Here is a 20649-nt window from a genome sequence, read left to right as displayed (position 1 = left end):
TGATCGAGTTGACTACTTCCACATATGATTTCCCCGTTGTCTGATACCTTTGCGTCGTATCCCATGCGAAAGTCCGAATAAACTCTAGCATCAGTTTTCGTGAGCACCCTGCGGTGCGAGCCAGCGCGATAGATACAGTCGTTCAAGTATAAAGACCGCGGTAATTCCGACGGCGGCATAAAGCACGATGGCCGGGTCACTTTGCAGTTTCATCGCAGTGAAGGCTGCCAGCACAAGCGCATCGAATGCGAGTGCCAAGAGCAACACAGAAGCCGCCGCTCCGATCTCCTTCCGGCGGAAGCGGAAGACGCCCCAATGCACGACCATATCCATGATGAGATAGAAAAACGCGCCCAATGAGGCGATCCGGCCCAGATCGAAGAACACAGCCAGTGTCGAGGCGATCACCACCGTATAGATAAGCATGTGGCGCTGGATCCTGCCTGACATGCCAAAGTGGCTGTGCGGGATCATTTTCATGTCCGTCAGCATTGCGAGCATTCGTGACACGGCGAACACACTGGCCAGAACGCCTGATGCAGTAGCCACGGCGGCCAGCAAGACGGTTAGATAGAACCCGACCTGCCCAAGCGCGGGGGCCGCCGCTTCTGCCAGAGAATAATCACGTGCGGCAATGATCTCGTCGAGTGTCAGGCTGGCGCCGACGCCGAACGCCACAAGCAGGTAGACAACCACGCAAATCGCGATGGAGATCATGATCGTGCGGCCCACGTTGCGATGGGGATCGGTGATCTCTCCGCCGCTGTTGGTAATGGTCGTGAAACCCTTGAACGCAAGGATGGCCAGTGCGACAGAGGCAATGAACCCCACGATCCCTGATGGCTCGGCCGTCTGCGATGCGGCGGCGAACTGAAATCCGCTCGACCACAGAGCGGCAATACCAAAGAGAGCGATGCCGCCGATCTTGATTGCCGCCATGATCAGCGAAAACAGCCCGACGGAGCGGTTGCCTGCAATATTGACAAGAAACGCGAAAACGATCACTGCAACCGCCAGAATGGGGACGAGCGGCCCGCCGGTGATGTCGAAGGGGCGCAGGACGTAGGTGGCAAATGTCCTTGCCACGAGGCTTTCTGCAATCACCATGCTCAGCGCCATCAGAAGCGCTGCTCCCGCCGCGACTGCGCCTGATCCATAGCATTTCTGGAGGATCATCGCGATCCCACCCGCCGAGGGCCAGGCGTTCGACATCTTGATATAGCTGTAGGCGCTGAAGCTGGTGACGATGGCACCGGCGATGAAGGCCAGCGGGAAAAGTGGTCCGGCCAGTTGGGCGATCTGCCCGGTCAGCGCAAAGATGCCCGCCCCGATCATAACGCCCGTGCCCATGGCTACGGCACCGCCGAGGCTTATTGATCCTTCGTTATAATCGCTGCTTCTCTGGTTATGCTGCATACTGGTTCTTGCCTGCTTTCAGATTTCTCGTTTCATTTGGCGCATCGCTGTTCTGGCCAGAACCTATTTCTGCAGTTCCATTATCGCACCCGATCGAACCCTACTGGCCTTCAGCTCTCGCTGGCAAAAGGCCCGAAAATGCAGTCAACGATGGGGACAACTAGCAATGCTAGGTACGGGCCTCATTTCCACATATTCTCAGACTTCGCGGCTGTCGTGTTTATTGCCCGCCCCCGCAAACCTTGGAATAAACGCTGGCACTGATTGCGCGTATTGCTCATAGACCTGTCCGAAACGGGCGCTGGTGTCGGCCTCCTCGCTGCGTGCCAATCGGACGTACATCCAGACCAGTACCGGGAACATCGCCAGTGTCAGAATGGTCGGCCATTGAACGAGAAATCCGAGCATGACCAGAATGAATCCCACGTATTGGGGATGTCTGATCCTCGCATAGGGCCCGGTGACGGCCAACCGGCCCTGCCGCTGTGCATTCCACAGTTGGTGCCATGCCACCGAGATCAGCCAGAACCCTCCTCCGATCAGGGCGAAGCTCAACAGGTGGAACGGTCCGAAATGCGGGTTCGACTTCCAGCCGAACATCATTTCGGGCAGATGTCCGCTATCGTGGGCTAGCCAGTCGATGTCCGGCCAAGTGGATTGCAACCAGCCGGACAACACAAAGATCGTCAACGGGAACCCGTACATTTCGGTGAACAGTGCCAAGATAAAGGCGCTGAATGCACCGAAGCTACGCCAGTCTCGGGACGTTTGCGGCTTGAAGAAGCTGAAAGCAAAAATGATGAAGACAGCCGAGTTGATGAAGACCAGAAGCCAAAGGCCATATGATGCGCCTGCATCAGTCATCATTGATCATCTCCCTTGCCATATCCGCCGTGGCCTCCATGCCCGCCATGCATGAAGAAGTGCATGCCAACACAGAGCAGCAACGGCAGCCAGATCAGCAACCCGCTGCCCAGAATGTGCACCCGATGCTCGTAACCCAGCAGAAGTCCGCCAAGGACAAGCGCGAAGATAAGGTAGATGCCAGACCGTGACTTCCAGAACGAGGGCGGCGTCGGCGGATTGTCCTGCGGTTCTTGATTGTCGTGCGTCGAAGGGTTTTCCATATCACTCGTCCTTTTGTCAGATTTTCGCGCCGCGCAGCCGCAAAGCGTTCAGAACCACAGAGATGGACGAGGCGCTCATCGCGAAGGCGGCGAACATCGGGCTGATCAGGATGCCAAGGAAGGGAAACAGTACGCCCGCAGCAACCGGCACGCCCGAAGCATTGTAGATCAGTGCAAAGAACAGGTTCTGTCGGATGTTGCGCATCGTAGCGCGCGATAGACGCCGAGCGCGCACGATCCCGTCAAGGTTGCCTTTGATCAGCGTGAAGCCCGCGCTTTCGATAGCGACATCCGCACCGGTGCCCATGGCGATGCCGACATCCGCCTGCGCTAACGCGGGCGCATCGTTGACGCCGTCGCCCGCCATGGCGACCTTGCGACCGGCTTCCTGCAACTCGCGGATGATCCGTGCCTTGTCCTCAGGCAGAACATCGGCGCGGATCTCGTCGATTCCCAGCCGTGCGCCAATGGCCTTTGCGGTGCGTTCGTTGTCACCTGTGGCCATGATGATCCGAAAGCCCAGATCATGCAGCGCCTTTAGCGCAGCTGGCGTCGTTTCCTTCACCGGGTCGGCGACGCTGACCAGCCCGGCAATCGTGCCTTCCAGTACGACAAACATCACCGTTTCGCCTTCGTCACGCCGCGCGTTAGCCTTTGCGGTCAGCGCACCGGCCTCTAGACCCATATCCGAAATCAATGCGAGATTTCCCAGAGCCACCGCGTGGCCGTCGACCACACCCTTGACGCCCTTGCCGGTCACCGCCTCGAAATCGCTGGCGTTCGCCATATCCACGCCGCGGTCTTCAGCACCACGCACGATGGCTTCGGCCAGCGGATGTTCCGATCCGCGTTCCAGCGAAGCGGCCAGTCGCAGCACCTCGGCCTCGTCATGCCCCGGTTCGGGCAGGACTGCGATCAGCCGGGGCTTGCCTTCTGTGAGAGTGCCGGTCTTGTCTACGATTAGAGTGTCTACCTTCTCGAACCGCTCCAGCGCCTCGGCGTTCTTGATCAGAACGCCCGCCTGGGCACCGCGCCCTGTGGCCGTCATGATCGACATTGGCGTCGCCAGACCCAGCGCGCAGGGACAGGCGATGATGAGGACCGCCACTGCAGAGATGAGGGCATAAGAAAGGGCGGGCGCTGGTCCCCAGATCGCCCACGCGATGAACGACAAGATGGCGACCACAATCACTACAGGCACGAAGAACCCCGCGACTTTGTCGGCGTATTTCTGGATCGGCGCGCGCGACCGCTGGGCATTCGCCACCATTTCGACAATCTGCGCCAGCATCGTGTCGGCTCCTACTCTCGTCGCCTCCATCACCAGGCTGCCGGTGCCGTTGATCGTAGCCCCCGTCAGCACGTCACCTTCGGTTTTCTCGACCGGAACCGGCTCCCCCGAAATCATGCTTTCATCCACCGAAGAGCGTCCATCGACCACGGTGCCATCGACCGGTACCTTATCACCGGGACGAACACGTAGATGGTCACCGACTTCCACCTCTTCCAGCGGAATTTCCTCTTCGCTCCCGTCTTCGCGGATCACGCGCGCAGTCTTGGCTGCCATGTCCAGCAGCGCGCGGATCGCTTTGCCGGTGCCTTCACGGGCGCGCAATTCCATCACCTGCCCTAGCAGGACAAGGGTAACGATCACCGCCGCAGCTTCAAAATAGACGCCAACATGGCCTTCGGGATCGCGGAAGCCATCGGGAAAGATGTCAGGTGCAAGAACGGCCACGATGCTGAAAAGCCAGGCCGCCATCACGCCCATGCTTATGAGCGAAAACATATTGAGGTTCATCGTCCGGAATGAATTCCAGCCGCGCACCATGAACGGCCAGCCGCTCCAGAGGACGACGGGTGTGCCCAGTACAAGTTCGATCCACAAGGTCGTGCGTTCGCCGAATATGTCGCGGACGCCCCCAAAACCTAGATAAGGGCCCATCGTCAGAACCAGTAGCGGCAGGGTCAGCACTGCGCCGACCCAAAACCGGCGCGTAAAATCCACCAGCTCGTGGTTCGGTCCGTCCTCGACCATCGTGGCGCTTTCGAGCTCCAGCCCCATGCCGCAGATTGGACAGGATCCCGGATCGGTCTTGCGGACTTCGGCATGCATTGGACAGGTGTAGACTGCGCCTTGGTAACCGGCGGGCACGGTGTCGTATCTGCCTCCCTTTTCACCAGTCGTGGTGGCGGAATGCCCATGGGCGTGGTGGCCGTGCCCGTCCGCGGCACCGTGTCCGGCGTGATCATGTTGTGGAGCCGCAACCTCGCCTTCAGGCACAAGATGCATGCCGCATTTCGGGCAATCTCCAGGTTCGGTCTTGCGCACTTCGTGATGCATCGGACAAGTATAGATCACACTCTCTTGCGTCGGGTCAGGATTGGGTCTTTGGTTCATATGTCCGCCTCAAACGTATTCGGGTTTCTCAAGTCGTTGTGGGTGTCAGGACAGCGTGTCGAGCCTAGGTCGGCGGCCGACTACGCAGGGTCCGCACCGCATGGGTCGCTAGACACCGCGTTCGATTCCTTGCTCATCGGCAAAATCCCGATGTTTCGATACATATTGCTGTACTTCGTCCAGTAGCTGGAAGGTCAACACCTCTTATCACCATGGGGCAGATTTCGGCGACGACGGGTGATGTGTCGATATCATTCGACACGCGTGCCACTGATCGGTTGGGGAGTTGGCGTCATAACTTTACCCCCTTATTGGCCATGGCGTTGAAGAGCCCGCCGAAGATCAGCGCTGCATACCAGCCATAAAGAAAGCTTTCGGCCAGACCGATAATGAAGCTCATCGGGGTCAGCCAGACGAACCCAGGCAGCAGGCCAGCCCAGGTTTCATACATCGCGTAGTCGGGGAAAATCATGTCGAACGCGACGCAGACAACGAATGTCACTGCCAAAAACAGGCTTAGTGCCCAGCCCAGCGGAATAAGCGGCAAACCTGCACGCCCTGCCCCAGTATTTGCGCCCATGACACAGGCCCCGCAGGTCATGCGCAAGGCCAGAAAAAGGATCGCCGCTATCGCAGTGAAATAGATAATTGGCAGCATGGTTCGCTCCTTTTTTGTCGGTCAGATTGAGAACGAAGAGATCCCGCAAAATGCCGGGCAAGCTGGCTTACCCGGCATTATATCCTAGTTGTCGGAATTATCCGTCGACATAGCGCCCATCCTCTCGCGCATGCTCATCCGACCGGCCGGAGCAACCATCTCCGAGGGGCTCACTGTGCCATCTCCGTCGGCATCCAGATGCTGGAACCGGTCAACCATGGACTCGCGGATCATTGCGCTGTGCAGGGTTTCAAATTCGCTCAGGGACAGGCTGCCATCGCCATCCGCGTCAAACTCGCTCAACCGCGCTTGCATCGCCGCGGTAGCCTCCTCGACCGAGGGTACTCCCATCATTCCAGGGCCCATCATCATCTGCATCATGCCCCGATCCATCATAGCCATGCCCGGTCTGTCGCCATGATCCATCATCCGGGCGTGCATGCCCATCATCATGGGCATCATCTTTTGCATCATGTCGGTCTGATCACCAGTCATGGGACCAGACTCGCTATCGCTTGTTCCCGTGGCCACACCAGGCTGCTGAGCACCATGACCGTGACCGGCCTGGGCAAAAACCACACCCGTAGCAGCCAGCAACAGCGTGGCGGAGGTCGCGAGTATCTTAAGAGTTTGCATTATGTATTTCTTTCTTGTTTCAGTTGATCATGTTTAGCAGAAACGGCCTTGCGACCGTCTGAATCAGAGACGCCAGTGCGTCAGTTGCTGCTGCAACAGCAGCCTCCTTTGCCCGCCTTTTCCGGCTTGCTGTCTTCCGTTGGTCGCGATTCTGTCTCGGCAACGGCCTCGGTTTGAGTCACGCTTCCGCAGCATTCTTTCGACGACCCAGTGTTAATGTCTTGGGCCGGGGTATCGGAACGATTGTCCATCTGAACCTCCTCGGGTTTTTGCGTTCATTCAGTAGACGCTCACCGTCGAAAAACGTTACAGAAAAAGAAAAGTATCATGATTTTGGGGATGAGATCCGGCAGCCGCGTTGATAAAAAACGACCGGATATTAATGCCTTGGCAATCGTTTTCTGGAATAGCGACACACGGGTCCATAGACCCCCTTGAAAGTGGTCCTGCTTGTCCTCTCACTCGTTGGTCAGTTCGAATTGGACCCGACAAATCGTGTCCGTCGATATTTTTTGGAGCTCTGTCTCCGCTCCCGCGATGGTCGATCATCCCCACGCAAATGCTGTGCCGACTTCCAATCGCCGGTATCTGTTTGGGCATGCGCTCTCAAATGCCGTAGGCCCATGCCGCCAGTCGGCCCATGTGGATGTCAACACTATGGACACCGGACACGTTTTCCACGGCGACCCGAATGGCGTTCTCTTCGAAATCGCTGTCTGCAACGCCCCAGATCGCGACATTGCCCTTGTCCACGGTGTAGTTGATCAAATTGACTGTCGCACCGGGAACCTCTTTCAGGGCTTCATCTATCTTCGAGCGCAGCACCCTATCATCTTCCGATGGTTCCCCCAGTGCCCCGTCCGGGAGTGCCGACAAAGCATGGAGCAGGTTCGCACGACTGACAATTCCAACGACGGGCCCCTCTCGCAGCACCGGCACCCGTTTGATCCGGTGCTTTTCCAGAAGGCGCGCGATCTCGGCAACCGGTGCGTCTTCCTCGACCGAAACGACATCGCGGGTCATCACGTCCGCGATATGGTGGCTGTTGAGCTTGACGAATTCCTTTGCAGAATTGCCCGACCCGCTCAGCAGTTCGAGCCACCAGGATCGGCGCGGGCCGTCGGTGTCGCGGACGCGCCGCATCAGGTCTCCTTCGCTGACCAGTCCCTTCAGGGCGCCGTCCACGTCTACGACGGGTAGCGCGCTGACGTGATGGTCGAGCATCAGTCGCACGGCGTCCTCGATTTTTCCGTCCTGCGGGACGGAGATCACGGACGTCGTCATGATATCCTTGGCTTGCATGTCGTTGTCTCCTTCTCAAATACTGTGTTGACGCGTCGATCAGTTGCCTATGACCAGGCCCTTGCGACCGGACAGGTCCAAGAGTTCCATGGGATCGCAGCATTCGGGGAAGTCAGGCATCTTCCGGTTGAACCCGGGTATCGGCGGGTGCGTCTAGCACCTTCTTCTGTGCAGTTTGACGCTTCGCGGTCTTGCCGTGCTTATGCCCGCCGTGTCCATGCCCGAAGAGATGCATCACAGCCATTCCGCCGATCACGAGGACCAGAATCCAGTTTTCGATAATCCATTCCATGATTGTTCACTCCTTGTTTGATGTGTCGGGCGGCTGGCCCGTTTGCGTGGTGGTGGCGAAAGGAAAACTGCCGTACATCGCGCCGAAGACATGTGTGAGCCATGCGTCGCGCGCTTTGCGCAATGACGCCAGGCTTTCGCCGGTACGCGCCAACAGCGCGCGTTCGGCAAGGATGGCAGGATGGTCTTTCGGCAGGGGATCGCGCGTCTCGCGCACGGAGTCGGCTGTGGATTTCACCAGCGCCATCCATGGGTTCACACGTTCGGAAAACATCGTTCTGGTCCATCGCATCGGATGCAGGGCGCGCAGCATCTCGGCACTGGCCGGGGACGTCGCGGCCTTGATCCAAGGGCTGACGAATGTCGAATAAGCCGCCTCGTTGATCCGTGATATCTGCGCGACCTGCGCCAGCGCTCCATGGTCTGACCCAAAACCGAGATCTTCGACGTCGCGCTTCACAAAACGCACGTCGTAGTCGCTGGTTTTGCGCTTTGCGCCGCCCGAAGGAATATCGAATACCATCTCATAAAGCCCGGGCGCCAGCGCCTCGACCGCCTCCAGGCTTTCCAGGATCGTCCGATGCTGAAGCCGCGCGACAGACCCGGAGACGAAGATACCCAGATGCCCGACAGTCTCGTGCGTCATGTAGACGATGCGCTGTCCTGCGGCCTTGAGCGCTTCGGTGTCAGGATACAACTTGGCAATCCAGCCCAACGCCTGCTGCGGTGGGGTGATGTTGTCGCCCTCCGAGGCAAAGACGATGATCGGGTTGCGGATCCGTTTCAGATCGATGGTGCAATGCGCGTCCAGTTGCATTTCGCCCTGCTCCAGCCGATTGCCGATAAAAAGGTTCTGCGTGATGCCGAGAATTTCCTCGCGGCTCAGCGTATAGTAGCCATTCCACCAGCGTTCGAAGTCGAGGAACCGTTCACGTTCGGTATCGGTATGGGAAAAGAGGTTGACGTATTTCTCCCAGATCGCCTTTTCGGGTTGCAGTGTTTCGAAGTTTTGCGCCAGCCACGCGCCGTCGAACCGCCCGTCGCCCAGATCGGCAACCATGTGCGCCGCCCACGACCCGCCCGAGAGCGCGCCGAGCATCCGCATCGGGCTGCTGGCCGCCTCGCCCGACCAGTAGCTGAGCGGCGAGCCATTCAGGACGATGGGTCCGGTTAGACCGTCGCAATCGGCAGCCAGCAGCGCGGCGGCCCAACCAGCCTGGCAATTTCCGTAGAGTACAGGTGCTTTGTCCGGGTGACGGCGGGCAACTTCGGTGACGAAGTCACGCAGGGCATAGTGTACGTCGGCCAGCGTCTGTCCTGGCACCGGCTCTAGAAAGAAGATCACGAAATAGACCGGATGGCCCTCGTGCATAGCCATGCCGACCTCGCTGTCGTGCTTGAAGCCGCCGATGCCCGGCCCATGACCCGCGCGCGGATCAATGACGATGACTGGCGGTTTCGCCTCGTCCACGCAATCCTCCCAGCAATCGTCTCCGACTCGCGTGATCCTGAGCAGCGCATAATTGGCGGGCCGGTCGAAAGTGCGGGCATCCATCAAGAGCTCGTAATCGAAATCCAGAAGCGGCGGCATGCCCTGCCGTTCATGCGCTATCATGTTGTCGGCGCGTTCCCGCAAGGTATCGAGGAACAGCAGCCAGCGTTCGAAGGCGTCCTGGGCGTAGGGGACATGGGCGTCAGCCGAGGGCTGTTGAGACTCGGGTTCCGTAGTTTGCTCCGTTGTCACAGTTGCAAGGCGCAAGCTTTTATTCATCATCAGTTCCCTTCTGATCATTGATTTCTCTGGATGGCCGACCTGCAAGAAGCGCAAGTGCGAGTTCCTTGGCGACCTCCTTGCGCAGACCGGTCAGCAGGTAGGCCGCATCACCGGGATTTAGGCCCAGTGCGCGCGCCGCTAGTTCCGGGGGGTGCGTTGAGATTTCCACGCGCTGGAACAACGCCAGAGCCATCGGAGCGTCTGAATGCGCGGGAGACTCTGCACAGGCACAGATCATCCCAGACAAGAAGACCGGAACGTCGGAATCGCGTGACCACGACTCCGTTACGTCGGAAGGACAATTCGTCCTGGCCCGTGGCATGTTCCGGTTCCTCCTGCTGTGCTGCTATAAGGCGCAGTCACAGAAGAAGACGTCGGTGGACGGAAAACGTTACAGAACCGACCGCGTTTCGATCAGGAACTCTGCTGCTCTGCTTCGCAATCAGTTTCGTACTCGGCGTTCTTGCAACCCTCAGGCCGACAATAGCAATCGTCACGGTCATCCTGGCAGCAAGCGCCGCAATGATTTGTCAGCGCCTCGCGCAGAGCCGTGCGCGCCCGGTGTAGCCGAACGCCAAGGGCGTTGCGGGTCAGTCCAAGGTCGCGCGCCACGTGCTCGCGGTCCTCTTCGCCGAAGTCGATGCGCCGGAGTAGTTCCGAATCCGCCGGGCGCAGTTCGGAGATTAGTCCACGATGACAGGTGCACAACCGCGCCATCTGAGTCGGCGCATCGGCGATCCATTCCTCCGGTTCGCGCGCCACTGCCGCATCCAATCGACCACGCCGCATGCCCTTGCGGTAGAAGTCATTCAAAGTGGACCTCAGGATCGCATAGAGCCAGGCATCCATCCGTTCGACGTCTCTGAGCTGATCCTTGCGTCCCAGCACGCGAATGCAGAAGTCTTGCAGGACATCCTCTGCATCCGCCCGATTTCCAAGCCGTTTGAACAGAAACCCCAGAAACGCGGTCCGTCCATCCAGCAACGCACGTTCCGGCGAGGTGTCCGGCACCTTCGCTTTTCCGGTATCTTGCAGTGCCATAACGTTCCTGTCCTTTCCAAGTTTTCAGAGATTTAAGCGATCAACAACGAGATCATCGCCTTTTTTCACATTCAATGCTTGGAGACGCTAACATGAACTATCCATCCTCCTTTCGTTTCACCGCGCCGAATTCCATGAAGACTCTTCCGTTTTGCTGAGAAGTCATTCGACGACGACAACCACGATAACCGGAGCGCCTTAACTCATTGAATTGATTTTTTCCTTTCTAGATTTTGCTAAGCTGATCCTGCAGCCTACCCTTAAGATTGACGAACGAAATGCCCACAATGACCAATAAGATGCCGAAGAGTTGGACAGCTGAAAGACGCTCGCCAAAGAACAGTGCACCAATTGTGAGGCCGAAAATCGGCACTAAGAAGCTGAACACGATCGCCCGGTTTAGTTCCACGACCTCCAGCACAGAAAACCAGAGCCAGTAAACCAATGCAGAGCCAAACAAGGCCAGACCCAACAGTGACACTACGAAAACCGATGTCCATTGGATGGCAGATTGATCTTCAAGGAGTAGTGCCGCCACGGCAAGAGGCACGCTACCGATCAGCATCTGAAATCCCATTGCAAACAGACCATCAACCTCACCTGCGATAGATTTGATAGCCACGTTGCTGATGGTCACTCCAACGGCTGCTAGAACGATGTACGCAAAGCCGATGGCCGTTCCATCCTGCACTTCGTTTGCCAATTGCGGCAGTGCGATCACAAGTATCCCAGCGAAACCTATCAAGAGCCCGCCCCACCCGACCTTCGCCAGTCGCTCGCCAAGCCATGCGACACCGAGCATCGCGGCAAGTAGCGGCTGAGCATTGGCGACAACTGTAGCGAGCCCGGGAGATACGAATTCTGCCGCATGAAACATTCCCACGAAACCCAGACTTGTCGCGCCAACGCCAACAACACAGAGCGTCAGCCATGTGCGACGGCCATGCGGAATCGGCCGACGCAAAAATATTGCAATAAGCACCAACGCGACACCGGCCAGAACCGCACGCAGTGTCGCAAACGCCAGATGTGGCGAATACTGCAGTCCCGCCGTGATCAGCGGAAAGCACAGGGCCCACAAAAGCATGGCCATAACGATCTTGGTTGTTGTCGTCAGCGACACTGGATTTCCTTTTTCATGTCAACAGCAGCGGAAATTTCCGGAAATCATCCGGTTGGTACTTGTCGATCGAGGGCAATACCAAAATTGCACACGTAATGGATTCAAAACGCAGCCCTGGCGACAATCCAATTGATCATACAAGACGCCTACCAAACATACCAAACACCTGCCGCCAACGCGACTAAGGCAAAGAATAGGGCCGCCAATCTCATTATTGTTATTCCTTCGATGTTTGGTCGGTTTAGGTATCGCCGACACACTTCGGCAGACTTCTCATAATCACCCGCCGGAAGAAGAACAAAAGTCACGCATGTACTACCTCCAAAGCAAAATCATGCCTTGGCACTTCCTTTCGGTTTGCCTCAACCTTTGAGAAGAATGTGGTTATCTCGTGATATCTAATCCGGGTGTCTTCCAGAGTCTGATAATAGCGAAACAGTTCTTTCAGAGGCGCTGAAAAATCTTTGTGTGCCGCCAGCACAGCAACTAGCGCACCAAGGCTGATGCGTCCTTCGATAACGAAGTACCCTCCTAGGGAGTAGAACAGGAATGGCGTCAGCGCGGTCAAAAAGTTGTTCAGGGACTTGATAAAGAATTTCAAATGGAAAATGCGACGTCTTACTTGCTCAAGCTCACGAAAGCTGGTGCTTGTCCGTAAAAGAGGCTGGGACCCGGCTGCCTCTCCTCGTAATTGGTCGCTCAGAAGCCTGCCCAGTTGGCGAACCTCGGAAATTCGCTTTCTAGAAAGGATATTCACCCGTCTTTGCAGTTTTGGAAGCAGGATAAGTTGTATCGGCAAGACAGTCAGCGCAGCGGCACCCAAAACCGGGTCTTGCATGAACATGAACGAGAGAATGGTCGCAAGGGTTCCCCCCTGCATGATGGGTAGCGTAAGCACGTCGGCCGCGAAGCCACCGATTGGCTCAACCTCCTGTGCGAGTATGGGAACAATCTCACTCTGGTTCTTGGAATCCGGATCACTGCGCCACTGACGGAAAACCAATAATCTGAAGCGACGCAGGAACCTCTCGGCAACATAGCCCTTGAAGACGTTCAGGATGTATTTGTTCAGTCCGCTAAGTATGATGGCAAACAAGTAGAGGCCACACAAAACAAGGAGGAACGCCACCTGGTCAAATTCATAGTCCCAAAAACGGACTGGGAACCGATCAGAGTCCAATGCATTGTTCACGATTTGCTTCGGCAACTCGAGTGTCAGATATAAGATGGGCATGGCGATAAGGCTTAACATGATCATCAAAGCCTGTTGTTTTCGCGAATGCCGCAGGACAGCGTTGAATAGGCGAGGGTCCAACCCGCGAATCCAATCTCGCTGCGGCGTTACAACTCTTGGGCGACGCCACTGTTTGAGGATAAATCGAATTGTGAGAAAACCAGTAACAGCAGTGAGAAGTGCTGGCGCAAGCACCAAGATCAGGTGTAAAAATGGGTGAACCCAATCTGGAGTTGACTCGTGATAGTGATATCCAAATGTGGCGGATATTTTGTGAAAGACGTCGTGATAACGATCCAACAGAGACATGCGTTTGATTCTCGAGCTTATGGTCTTGAGCGGAAATGATCATGCACAATGATCACACCGAACATGCCTGCCTCACGGTGACCCGGGATCAGACACACAAACTCCAGATTGGTTATGTTCGAAAACTCCCAATCCAACGTCGCAGTCTTTGCGCTTGGAATTTTAACTGAGTTCTTTTCACTATGCTCCATATCAGGGTGCTTCTGCATCCATTGTTGATGTTTGGCTATCTCATCAAAGGAACCCAAAAAGAACTCATGGTCGATTGAACCTGAGTTATCTACTACGAACCGCACCACCGATCCGTGCTCGATATTGATCACATCCGGTTCAAACAGCATATAGCCGCTCTCAGTTTCCTTTATGTTCACTTCAATTGTTCGGGTGATATCCGCGCCGGCGGCCGGTCTTCCGATTGAGGTATGCTCAGGTTGTTCATATGCATTCTCATGAGGTCGAGCGCCAACCCCGGAATCTGCGCCAGCTATCATTGGCGGCAGGCTGGCTACAATACCAATAGCGATTGCCATAAACAACTGCTTCGGTTTCTTAATCCAACGGCCAAGCTTCAGAAGCGCGAGACAGTTCAGCATTTTCACTCCAATCAAATCCGAGGCGAGGTGAAAGGAGACGATAAAGAATATCGCCTCCTTTATGGTCATTTGAGTTGAGTGACAGTCAACTTGCCTTTTACGCGGTCGGCAACGAATTCGATGTCTTGACCTTCGGACATCTTGGCAATCATCGCCTCGTCGGCGCGAAACACCATTGTCATCGCGGGCATGTCGAGATTGACTAGAGGGCCGTGGATGATCGTCACCTTGCCAGCCTTAGCGTCGATCTTCTTGATCTTGCCGGTCGTGTAGTCCACATCCGCTTGCGCCATCTGGTCCCCAACTGCAACCTTACGGTGCATGCCAGACTCGTAGTGGCCGGGGATCAGGCACGCGGCCTCGAACGTACCGGCATTTGCGAAAGTCCAGACGACCTCACCAGATGCGCCCGCATCGAGGCGGATGCGGTTCGGGTCGTCGTGTTCCATGTCCATCTTGGCCATTTCAATCTTGTGCTCGGCATTGCGCTCAACCGTGTCGAGGACAAATTCGTGCTCCAATTCACCCTCGTTCGTGATCTTGAAGCGTATGGTCTCACCCTGTTTGATGTTCATCTCTTCGCTCTGGATCAGCATTTCGCCGTCATCGTTCTCAAGCAGAATGACATCAATGGTGCGATCAACTTTTTCCGAATGGCCCGGCATGCCGACAATCATTTCCGATGCATCCGTTGTTTCTTTTTTTGCATGGCCGACATCCGCGAAAGCGCCTGATGCGAACATAATGGTGATAGCTGTGCTCAGAAGGAGTTTTTTCATTTGATTTCCTATGGTTTTGGGTGGGTCGAACTTGAAGAGGCTAGTCAGCCCTTCGAGTTTGGTTTTGGTGTGAGAATGGTCTTGGGGCTGTTGTTCGAGGCGAACTCGGGCAACTCGCCGGTCCATTCGTAGGCCATCTCGCCCGGAGGATTTTCGTACCAGCCGGGGTCGGAGTAATCGTCCGCGTCGATGCCGTCCCGCACCTTTACGACCGAAAACATGCCGCCCATCTCGATGGGGCCGTAGGGCCCCCAACCCGTCATCATCGGGATGGTGTTGTCAGGCAGCGGCATTTCCATTTTCGCCATGTCCCCCATGCCGGACATCCCCATGGGCATGTATTCCGGCTGGAATTGACGGATCTTCTGGGTCAGTGGTTTCTTGTTGACCCCGATGAATGTGGGCACGTCGTGTCCCATCGCATTCATGGTGTGGTGCGACTTGTGGCAGTGAATCGCCCAGTCACCCAGATGGTCTGCGACGAACTCATATGCGCGCATCGCGCCCACGGGGATGTCGATGCTGACCTCCGGCCATTGCGCTTCTGGCGACACCCAGCCGCCATCTGTGCAGGTGACCTTGAAGTCATAGCCGTGCATGTGGATCGGATGGTTCGTCATGGTCAGGTTGCCGACCCGAACCCGCACGCGGTCGCCCTTGTTGACGACCAGAGGGTCAATGTCCGGGAAGATCCGGCTGTTCCACGTCCAGAGGTTGAAGTCAGTCATCGTCATGATACGTGGCACGTAGGTGCCGGGATCAATATCGAATGCATTCAACATGATCAGGAAGTCGCGATCCACGGGCATGAATTTCGGGTCCTTGGGGTGGATCACAAACATCCCCATCATTCCCATCGCCATCTGGGTCATCTCATCGCCGTGTGGATGGTACATGAACGTGCCCGACTTCACCAAATCGAACTCGTAAATGAATGTCTTGCCCGGTGGGATACTAGGATGGCTCAGACCTGAAACACCGTCCATGCCCGAGGGCAGGATGAGCCCGTGCCAATGAACTGTCGTTCCTTCGGGTAGCTTGTTGGTGACGTAGATACGTACTCGATCGCCCTCGACCGCCTCGATTGTGGGACCCGTGGACTGGCCATTGTAGCCCCACAAATGCGCGATCATGCCGTCTGCAAGTTCGCGTTCGACGGGTTCGGCAACAAGATGGAATTCCTTGACGCCGTTGTTCATCCGATAAGGCAACGTCCAGCCGTTCAGCGTGACAACAGGGGTATAATCCACGCCGGAAGAGGGGCGCGGCGTCACCTGTGTGGCAGCGGTGTCCATCAGTGCCGCTTCCGGCAGACCCATGTTCAGTGTCTGGCCCCAAGCTTTGGAGGATACCAGCGTCGCACCTGCGGCACCGGCTCCGAGTAGTTGACGTCTATTTAACATATCATCATTCCTTTCAGTGTGGTGCGCCGCCGCCAGCGGCTACTGCTGCGCCCTCGCCACCGCCGCCACCAGCAACTCCACCGCCGTAGATCGCGGCTGTCACGTTGGCCTGAGCGATGTAAAAGTCGCGCTTCGCGTTAGCTGCTTCCAAGGAAGCGGCCAGTTTTTGACGGACGTCCGTCAGCAATTCAAAAGTGTTGGTGATCATCCCGTTGTAGGAGAGAAGACCCTCCTCCTCGACCGTCGTGCGCAACGGGACCAAAACATCCCGATAATGACGGGCGATCTTGTAGGAGGCATGATAGGCCGCTTCGGCACCTCTCGCTTCGGAGCGTACGTCAACAGCTTTTTGCGCTAATACGTTGGCCGATTGCAGATACATAAGTTCGGCTTTGCGCATGCGTGCCTTGCCTGTGTCGTAGATCGGGATCGCGAACTCGATCTCCACTTGTGGAGTGGTTTCGCTTTCGGTCTCGCCGTCCTCCGCCTCTCGTTCGAGTTCAAAGCCGCCGACGATCTCGAGGTCGCTTACGATCCGCGTTTGATCCGTCAGACCAAACGCTTTTGCTTGGGCCTCAAGACCGAGTTTGGCGACCCGCAAGTCGACACGGTTACGAAGCGCTTTAGCCTCCACGCCCGTGACGCGACCGATCGACCTTGGTAAAGCAGGCAGGGCATCTGGCACAAAGTAGTTCACTTCGGTACCCCAAAGTCCCATCAACCTTGTCAGTTCTTCCTTGGCCATCGTCGCATCCAGCCGCGCGCGGGCAAGTTGCCCGGCAAGCTCTGCGTTAAACGCTTGTTCGCGTGCCTGCCCTGCTCGATTCAAAGCACCTGTTTCGCCAAGTCTTCTGGCAAGCTCGGAACCAGCGTCCGAAGTCGCCTTCGCGCGCTTCAGATAGCTGACTGTCTCAAAGGCAGAGACCGCATTGACCCAAGCCTGTCGTGTCTGATTCGCAAGAGCCAGGGTATCGTTGACGGCCTCCAGTTGGGCTTGCCTGAAATTCGCATCTGCAATAGCGCGCCGTTGTTTCCGCGTCGTTGCATCTAGAATGTTCGCTCGGATCAGCCCTTCTATCGCACGGTATGCGCCTAGCTCAGGCGCTCCGATACCCAGAATGCCAAACGAGACCACTGGGTTTTCAGGGGTTGATTGTTGCCATGCTTCAGCGGCGGATAGGCCCACGTTGGCGTAGGAGGCCTGCAGGCCTTTGTTGTTGAGAAGTGCTACCTGGACGGCCGTATCCGCCGAAATGGTCTTGCGATGCACCATCGCATGCACCTGTTTGCGCAACGCTTCGTTTTCGGCCTGTGTTTCGGCGAAGACGGTTCGTTTTCCAATTGCTGGCGAAACTTGGCTTGCAACATTGGCAAAGCCAGCTTTCGGCTCAGTGTAAGCGCCAGGAATGGCAGTGGCACAGGCACCCAAGACCAATGGCAATCCGACGATGAGCGGGAATTTCGATACACGCATCAGTTGCCCTCCGTCTGTTCTTCGTTGACCGAGCGCCAATCGCGTGGGCCGGTCGGTGCGCGATAAGTGTAGCCAGCCAACGGATCCTGATATTGGACCGGTGAAAGAACGGAACTGTTCGCAGCTGCTTGTTGATCTGCAACAATCGGTAGAGGAGTTGGCTCATACGCACACGCCCCGAGCACGAGGGCCAAGGCCCCCGAAAAAACATAGGATTTCATGGATCATACCTGACTTTATTGGACGATGTCGCCGCGCCGCGAGGGCCGGATGACAAACCTCAAAGAAGAGAAATCAGGTCAATACTCGAGGCGGCCGCAGATCGGCAGTCGCACCTGCTGAGGGTTCAAATTCTGCGGCCCGTACAAAAGTCTCGGACGCCTCTACATACACAGCAGCTTCTCGGGGCTGTGGTGGCATGAAGGACATGCAAACGCCATCGCAGCACTCAGCAGAGGCCTGGTGTTCGCCCGCAGACAGTGGCTGTGTCTCACAGATGCCTGATGCGGCATGAAACTCACAATGGTTTGCTTCATTATCAGAGATCAGACTGTGTTCATGGACCACGTTCGAAAAAGCGTGATCAGGCGCATGTGAACCAGCATGTCCGAGTCCGGATGTCGCAACGACCAGCGTAAATACGACGACTAGCTTCAGAAAAGCCAAACGTAACTGAGGTGTCCAAAGGCGTTGCATCATGCCATACATCTGCCGAATGACTGCGAAACTGTCAATGGGAACAGCGCCTTACAATTTGATACATTTCGCGTTGGCGCCCGTTCAAATTTCGAGCATTGGAACTCGGCCCTAAATCTACCCAAGAGCCCGCGCTGGCATCCAGAGACCCATAAAGATCATCATCAGGTTCTCGGTCAACGACACAAAGCCAAGGGGAACGTTCGATCCGCCACCGACGCAAGCGCATTTAAGTTCCTGCTTGTCAATGTAGACGGCTTTGAACACGGATACCGCACCGATGGTCCCAATGACGAGTGCAATCGGCGCGCTGACCCAGAGAAGAGCCCCCGCTACCATAAGAATGCCAGCGATGGCTTCCCCAAATGGATAGACGTAGCCGTACCGTACCCAACGCTGCGCGAGTAAATCGTAGTTCAGGAACATCGTGGAAAATCCTTCGATATCCTGGAGTTTCTGCACGGCGAGGAAACACATTGAGATCGCGATGAACCATTCGAACGCGCGAACGGTGAAAACCGAGCCAAAAAACGCCCAACTAAGACCCAAAGCCATCAAGAAGGCGACAGAGAAAATCGCGATGACGGGCTGGTAGGACGTTTCATCATCGCCGCGGACCTCCTGTCCAAAGTGCTCACGTAAAGCGTCGTATCCACCGATGCGCTCACCACCGATAAATATCTGCGGTGTGGTCTCAACCGAATACTTTTGCTTGAAAGCATCGGTTTCTTCTCGGGAAGTAAGGTGATGGTCCTCCACCGTGTACCCTTCACGCTCCAGAAGATCCTTTGATTTCAATCCGTAAGGACACAGATGGTCCTCCATAACCATCCGATAAAGAATGGCTTTTTGAGCAGGTTGATTGCTATCTTTTGGCATGTCCAGTTCCTTTTCTTCAGCTGTTGCAGGTCCAGTAGCCCATGAAACCAACTGCAAGAGGCGTTTTACCGGTCAGCTTGAATAGAAGGCTGGAGCCTTCACCATTATCGGCGTCGCTTGGCGTCAATGTCACTTGGCCACCGTCGGCTGTCAGGACACCGCCTGACGCGACACTGCCATGCGCACTGAACGTCACCAAAGCGCCAGATACCTTTGCAATGGCGTGTCCGTTGCCATCTGTCGCCAAAATCGGATCAGCATTGACAGCGCGAACAAAAGTGCAAGCCGGTTGGGCTTTCAGACCACGGTCGATCTCTTCCGCCGAGAGGGGAGCGGGACGAATGCCTGCGATGACTGGGGTCGATATCGCCTGCGTCAGGCTCTCCAACGGTGCGGGACCTTCTGACTTGCCAAGCGGCCAATCTAACCCGGCTTCACCATTGGCCGCGATATCAGCCAGCAGGAAGCGCATCTCCGCGATTTCCCGATCTTGAGCCACGACAATTTCTTCAGCGAGGGCTTTGACACGTGGGTCGGTGATCTCGGCTCTCTCACTTGTCATGATGGCGATCGAATGGTGGGGGATCATGGCACTCATCCAGCTTTCATCTTGCACGGTCTCCTGGCTGCGCACGAGCCAGAGCGCGCCAGCGAACATCACTGCAGAGCCCGCAAGAATGACAACATTGGCTGCCATGTTTTTGTACATGCCCCACATGAAAAGAAGCATCACGACTGCCATCGTCGCGCCCATGACAAACGTCATGTAGAAACGTGTCTCGCTCCAATAGATGTGCTCAAGTGAGTAGGAGTTGAGGTACATCAACGCGAACATGATGGCGGTTGACGCACCAACCATTGCGAGAAAGCGGCCATACGATGACTTACCGTGCGCCATATGGTTTTCCGTATTCTCAACTCGAGAGTGTTCTTGATATGTTGAATCCGACATGGGAACTCCTTTCGCTTTCACCCAAAACTACGCTCCAGCGCTGGAGGGTTCCCAACGGTTCAAGATTTTTTTCTGAAAGGGTTCTTTCCAGACATCACCTGCAGCAAATAACCACCCGACGCAGTGATAAGCAGAAAGCCATGAAACGCGCTAATACCAGTCAGGAACCGAAAATGACCTGATGGTTGAAGATCACCCCGGCCAAGCGTCGTGAGGTTCACAAGCGCGAAATAGAAATAATCCATGGGGTACAAGTTCTCTGTGAGATCCTGCGCCAATTGCAAAGAGCCAATGTCAATCTGGTGCACAGCAACCCAGAAGGCCGAGGCGTAGATGGCCGCCTCTATGATGTGCGCTGCGGTGATCAGCGAGACTGAGATGAATAAACATCTTTTGGGGTGCGCTGCCGGATCAACATGAGCGTTGCAAAACGAAGAGCGCTGCAATGAATTGCTGTGCACGCAAGGATGAGAAGCGCCGCAAGAAGCATTGATTGAAGCATTTGTTGATCTCTGTTCGGTTGCTTTGCGCGGCCGTCTCTGGCGTGCGAGAAGAACAGGA

General features: G+C 56.1%; 20 protein-coding genes. All 20 read right to left on the bottom strand.

Features of this window, described 5'->3' with window-relative positions; translation table 11 throughout:
* Window positions 1–90 precede the first annotated feature (90 nt).
* Window positions 91–1416, bottom strand: coding sequence for an APC family permease (locus tag Q1A52_RS21130; RefSeq protein WP_300019756.1), 1326 nt, complete (start codon window positions 1414–1416; stop codon window positions 91–93).
* Window positions 1417–1614: 198 nt separating this feature from the next.
* On the bottom strand, window positions 1615–2280 hold the full coding sequence (locus Q1A52_RS21125; RefSeq protein ID WP_367278082.1) for an isoprenylcysteine carboxylmethyltransferase family protein: 666 nt from the start codon (window positions 2278–2280) through the stop codon (window positions 1615–1617).
* Window positions 2280–2543 carry a DUF2933 domain-containing protein gene (locus tag Q1A52_RS21120; RefSeq protein WP_013959890.1) on the bottom strand — a complete coding sequence of 88 codons (264 nt, stop codon included), beginning with the start codon at window positions 2541–2543 and terminating at the stop codon, window positions 2280–2282. The genes Q1A52_RS21125 and Q1A52_RS21120 overlap by 1 nt, the downstream gene beginning before the upstream one ends.
* A 16-nt stretch (window positions 2544–2559) precedes the next feature.
* The gene (locus Q1A52_RS21115; protein WP_300019754.1) at window positions 2560–4944 is read right to left on the bottom strand and encodes a copper-translocating P-type ATPase; all 2385 of its coding nucleotides are present in this window, start codon (window positions 4942–4944) and stop codon (window positions 2560–2562) included.
* A gap of 292 nt (window positions 4945–5236) precedes the next feature.
* Window positions 5237–5602: a DUF5676 family membrane protein gene (locus tag Q1A52_RS21110; protein WP_013959892.1), complete on the bottom strand. Its 366-nt coding sequence runs from the start codon at window positions 5600–5602 to the stop codon at window positions 5237–5239.
* A gap of 84 nt (window positions 5603–5686) precedes the next feature.
* A complete protein-coding gene (locus tag Q1A52_RS21105) occupies window positions 5687–6238 on the bottom strand; it encodes an EF-hand domain-containing protein (RefSeq protein ID WP_245538197.1) in 552 nt (183 codons plus the stop codon).
* 606 nt (window positions 6239–6844) lie between these two features.
* Entirely contained in the window at window positions 6845–7540 is a 696-nt protein-coding gene (locus Q1A52_RS21100; protein ID WP_300019753.1) for a CBS domain-containing protein, read from the bottom strand.
* A 112-nt stretch (window positions 7541–7652) separates the two neighbouring features.
* Window positions 7653–7832, bottom strand: a complete 180-nt coding sequence (locus tag Q1A52_RS21095) for a hypothetical protein (protein WP_013959896.1) — start codon at window positions 7830–7832, stop codon at window positions 7653–7655.
* Between the two features lie 6 nt (window positions 7833–7838).
* Entirely contained in the window at window positions 7839–9602 is a 1764-nt protein-coding gene (locus Q1A52_RS21090) for a DUF3141 domain-containing protein (RefSeq protein ID WP_300019752.1), read from the bottom strand.
* A complete protein-coding gene (locus tag Q1A52_RS21085) occupies window positions 9595–9798 on the bottom strand; it encodes a hypothetical protein (RefSeq protein ID WP_300019751.1) in 204 nt (67 codons plus the stop codon). Before Q1A52_RS21085 ends, Q1A52_RS21090 begins: the two co-directional genes overlap by 8 nt.
* Before the next feature lie 221 nt (window positions 9799–10019).
* Complete coding sequence (locus Q1A52_RS21080) at window positions 10020–10646, bottom strand: sigma-70 family RNA polymerase sigma factor (RefSeq protein WP_300019750.1); 627 nt, start codon at window positions 10644–10646, stop codon at window positions 10020–10022.
* Between the two features lie 226 nt (window positions 10647–10872).
* On the bottom strand, window positions 10873–11769 hold the full coding sequence (locus Q1A52_RS21075; protein ID WP_300019749.1) for a DMT family transporter: 897 nt from the start codon (window positions 11767–11769) through the stop codon (window positions 10873–10875).
* A gap of 304 nt (window positions 11770–12073) precedes the next feature.
* Window positions 12074–13312: an ABC transporter transmembrane domain-containing protein gene (locus tag Q1A52_RS21070; RefSeq protein ID WP_300019748.1), complete on the bottom strand. Its 1239-nt coding sequence runs from the start codon at window positions 13310–13312 to the stop codon at window positions 12074–12076.
* 17 nt (window positions 13313–13329) lie between these two features.
* Window positions 13330–13974, bottom strand: a complete 645-nt coding sequence (locus Q1A52_RS21065) for a plastocyanin/azurin family copper-binding protein (protein WP_300019747.1) — start codon at window positions 13972–13974, stop codon at window positions 13330–13332.
* Entirely contained in the window at window positions 13971–14684 is a 714-nt protein-coding gene (locus Q1A52_RS21060; protein WP_013959903.1) for a copper-binding protein, read from the bottom strand. Before Q1A52_RS21060 ends, Q1A52_RS21065 begins: the two co-directional genes overlap by 4 nt.
* A 44-nt stretch (window positions 14685–14728) precedes the next feature.
* Complete coding sequence (locus Q1A52_RS21055; protein ID WP_300019746.1) at window positions 14729–16087, bottom strand: copper oxidase; 1359 nt, start codon at window positions 16085–16087, stop codon at window positions 14729–14731.
* Between the two features lie 13 nt (window positions 16088–16100).
* Window positions 16101–17561: a TolC family protein gene (locus Q1A52_RS21050; RefSeq protein ID WP_300019745.1), complete on the bottom strand. Its 1461-nt coding sequence runs from the start codon at window positions 17559–17561 to the stop codon at window positions 16101–16103.
* An 813-nt stretch (window positions 17562–18374) separates the two neighbouring features.
* Window positions 18375–19136 carry a glutaredoxin gene (locus tag Q1A52_RS21045; RefSeq protein WP_300019744.1) on the bottom strand — a complete coding sequence of 254 codons (762 nt, stop codon included), beginning with the start codon at window positions 19134–19136 and terminating at the stop codon, window positions 18375–18377.
* Between the two features lie 16 nt (window positions 19137–19152).
* On the bottom strand, window positions 19153–20088 hold the full coding sequence (locus Q1A52_RS21040) for a DUF305 domain-containing protein (RefSeq protein WP_300019743.1): 936 nt from the start codon (window positions 20086–20088) through the stop codon (window positions 19153–19155).
* A gap of 59 nt (window positions 20089–20147) precedes the next feature.
* Window positions 20148–20649: potassium channel family protein (locus tag Q1A52_RS21035; protein WP_300019742.1), on the bottom strand; the 502-nt coding region annotated here is incomplete at its 5' end.

It is taken from the genome of uncultured Roseobacter sp. (genome assembly GCF_947488185.1).
Taxonomy (GTDB): domain Bacteria; phylum Pseudomonadota; class Alphaproteobacteria; order Rhodobacterales; family Rhodobacteraceae; genus Roseobacter.
The sequence above is the reverse complement of the archived record's forward strand: the minus strand, read 5'-3'. Positions and strand labels throughout refer to the sequence as shown.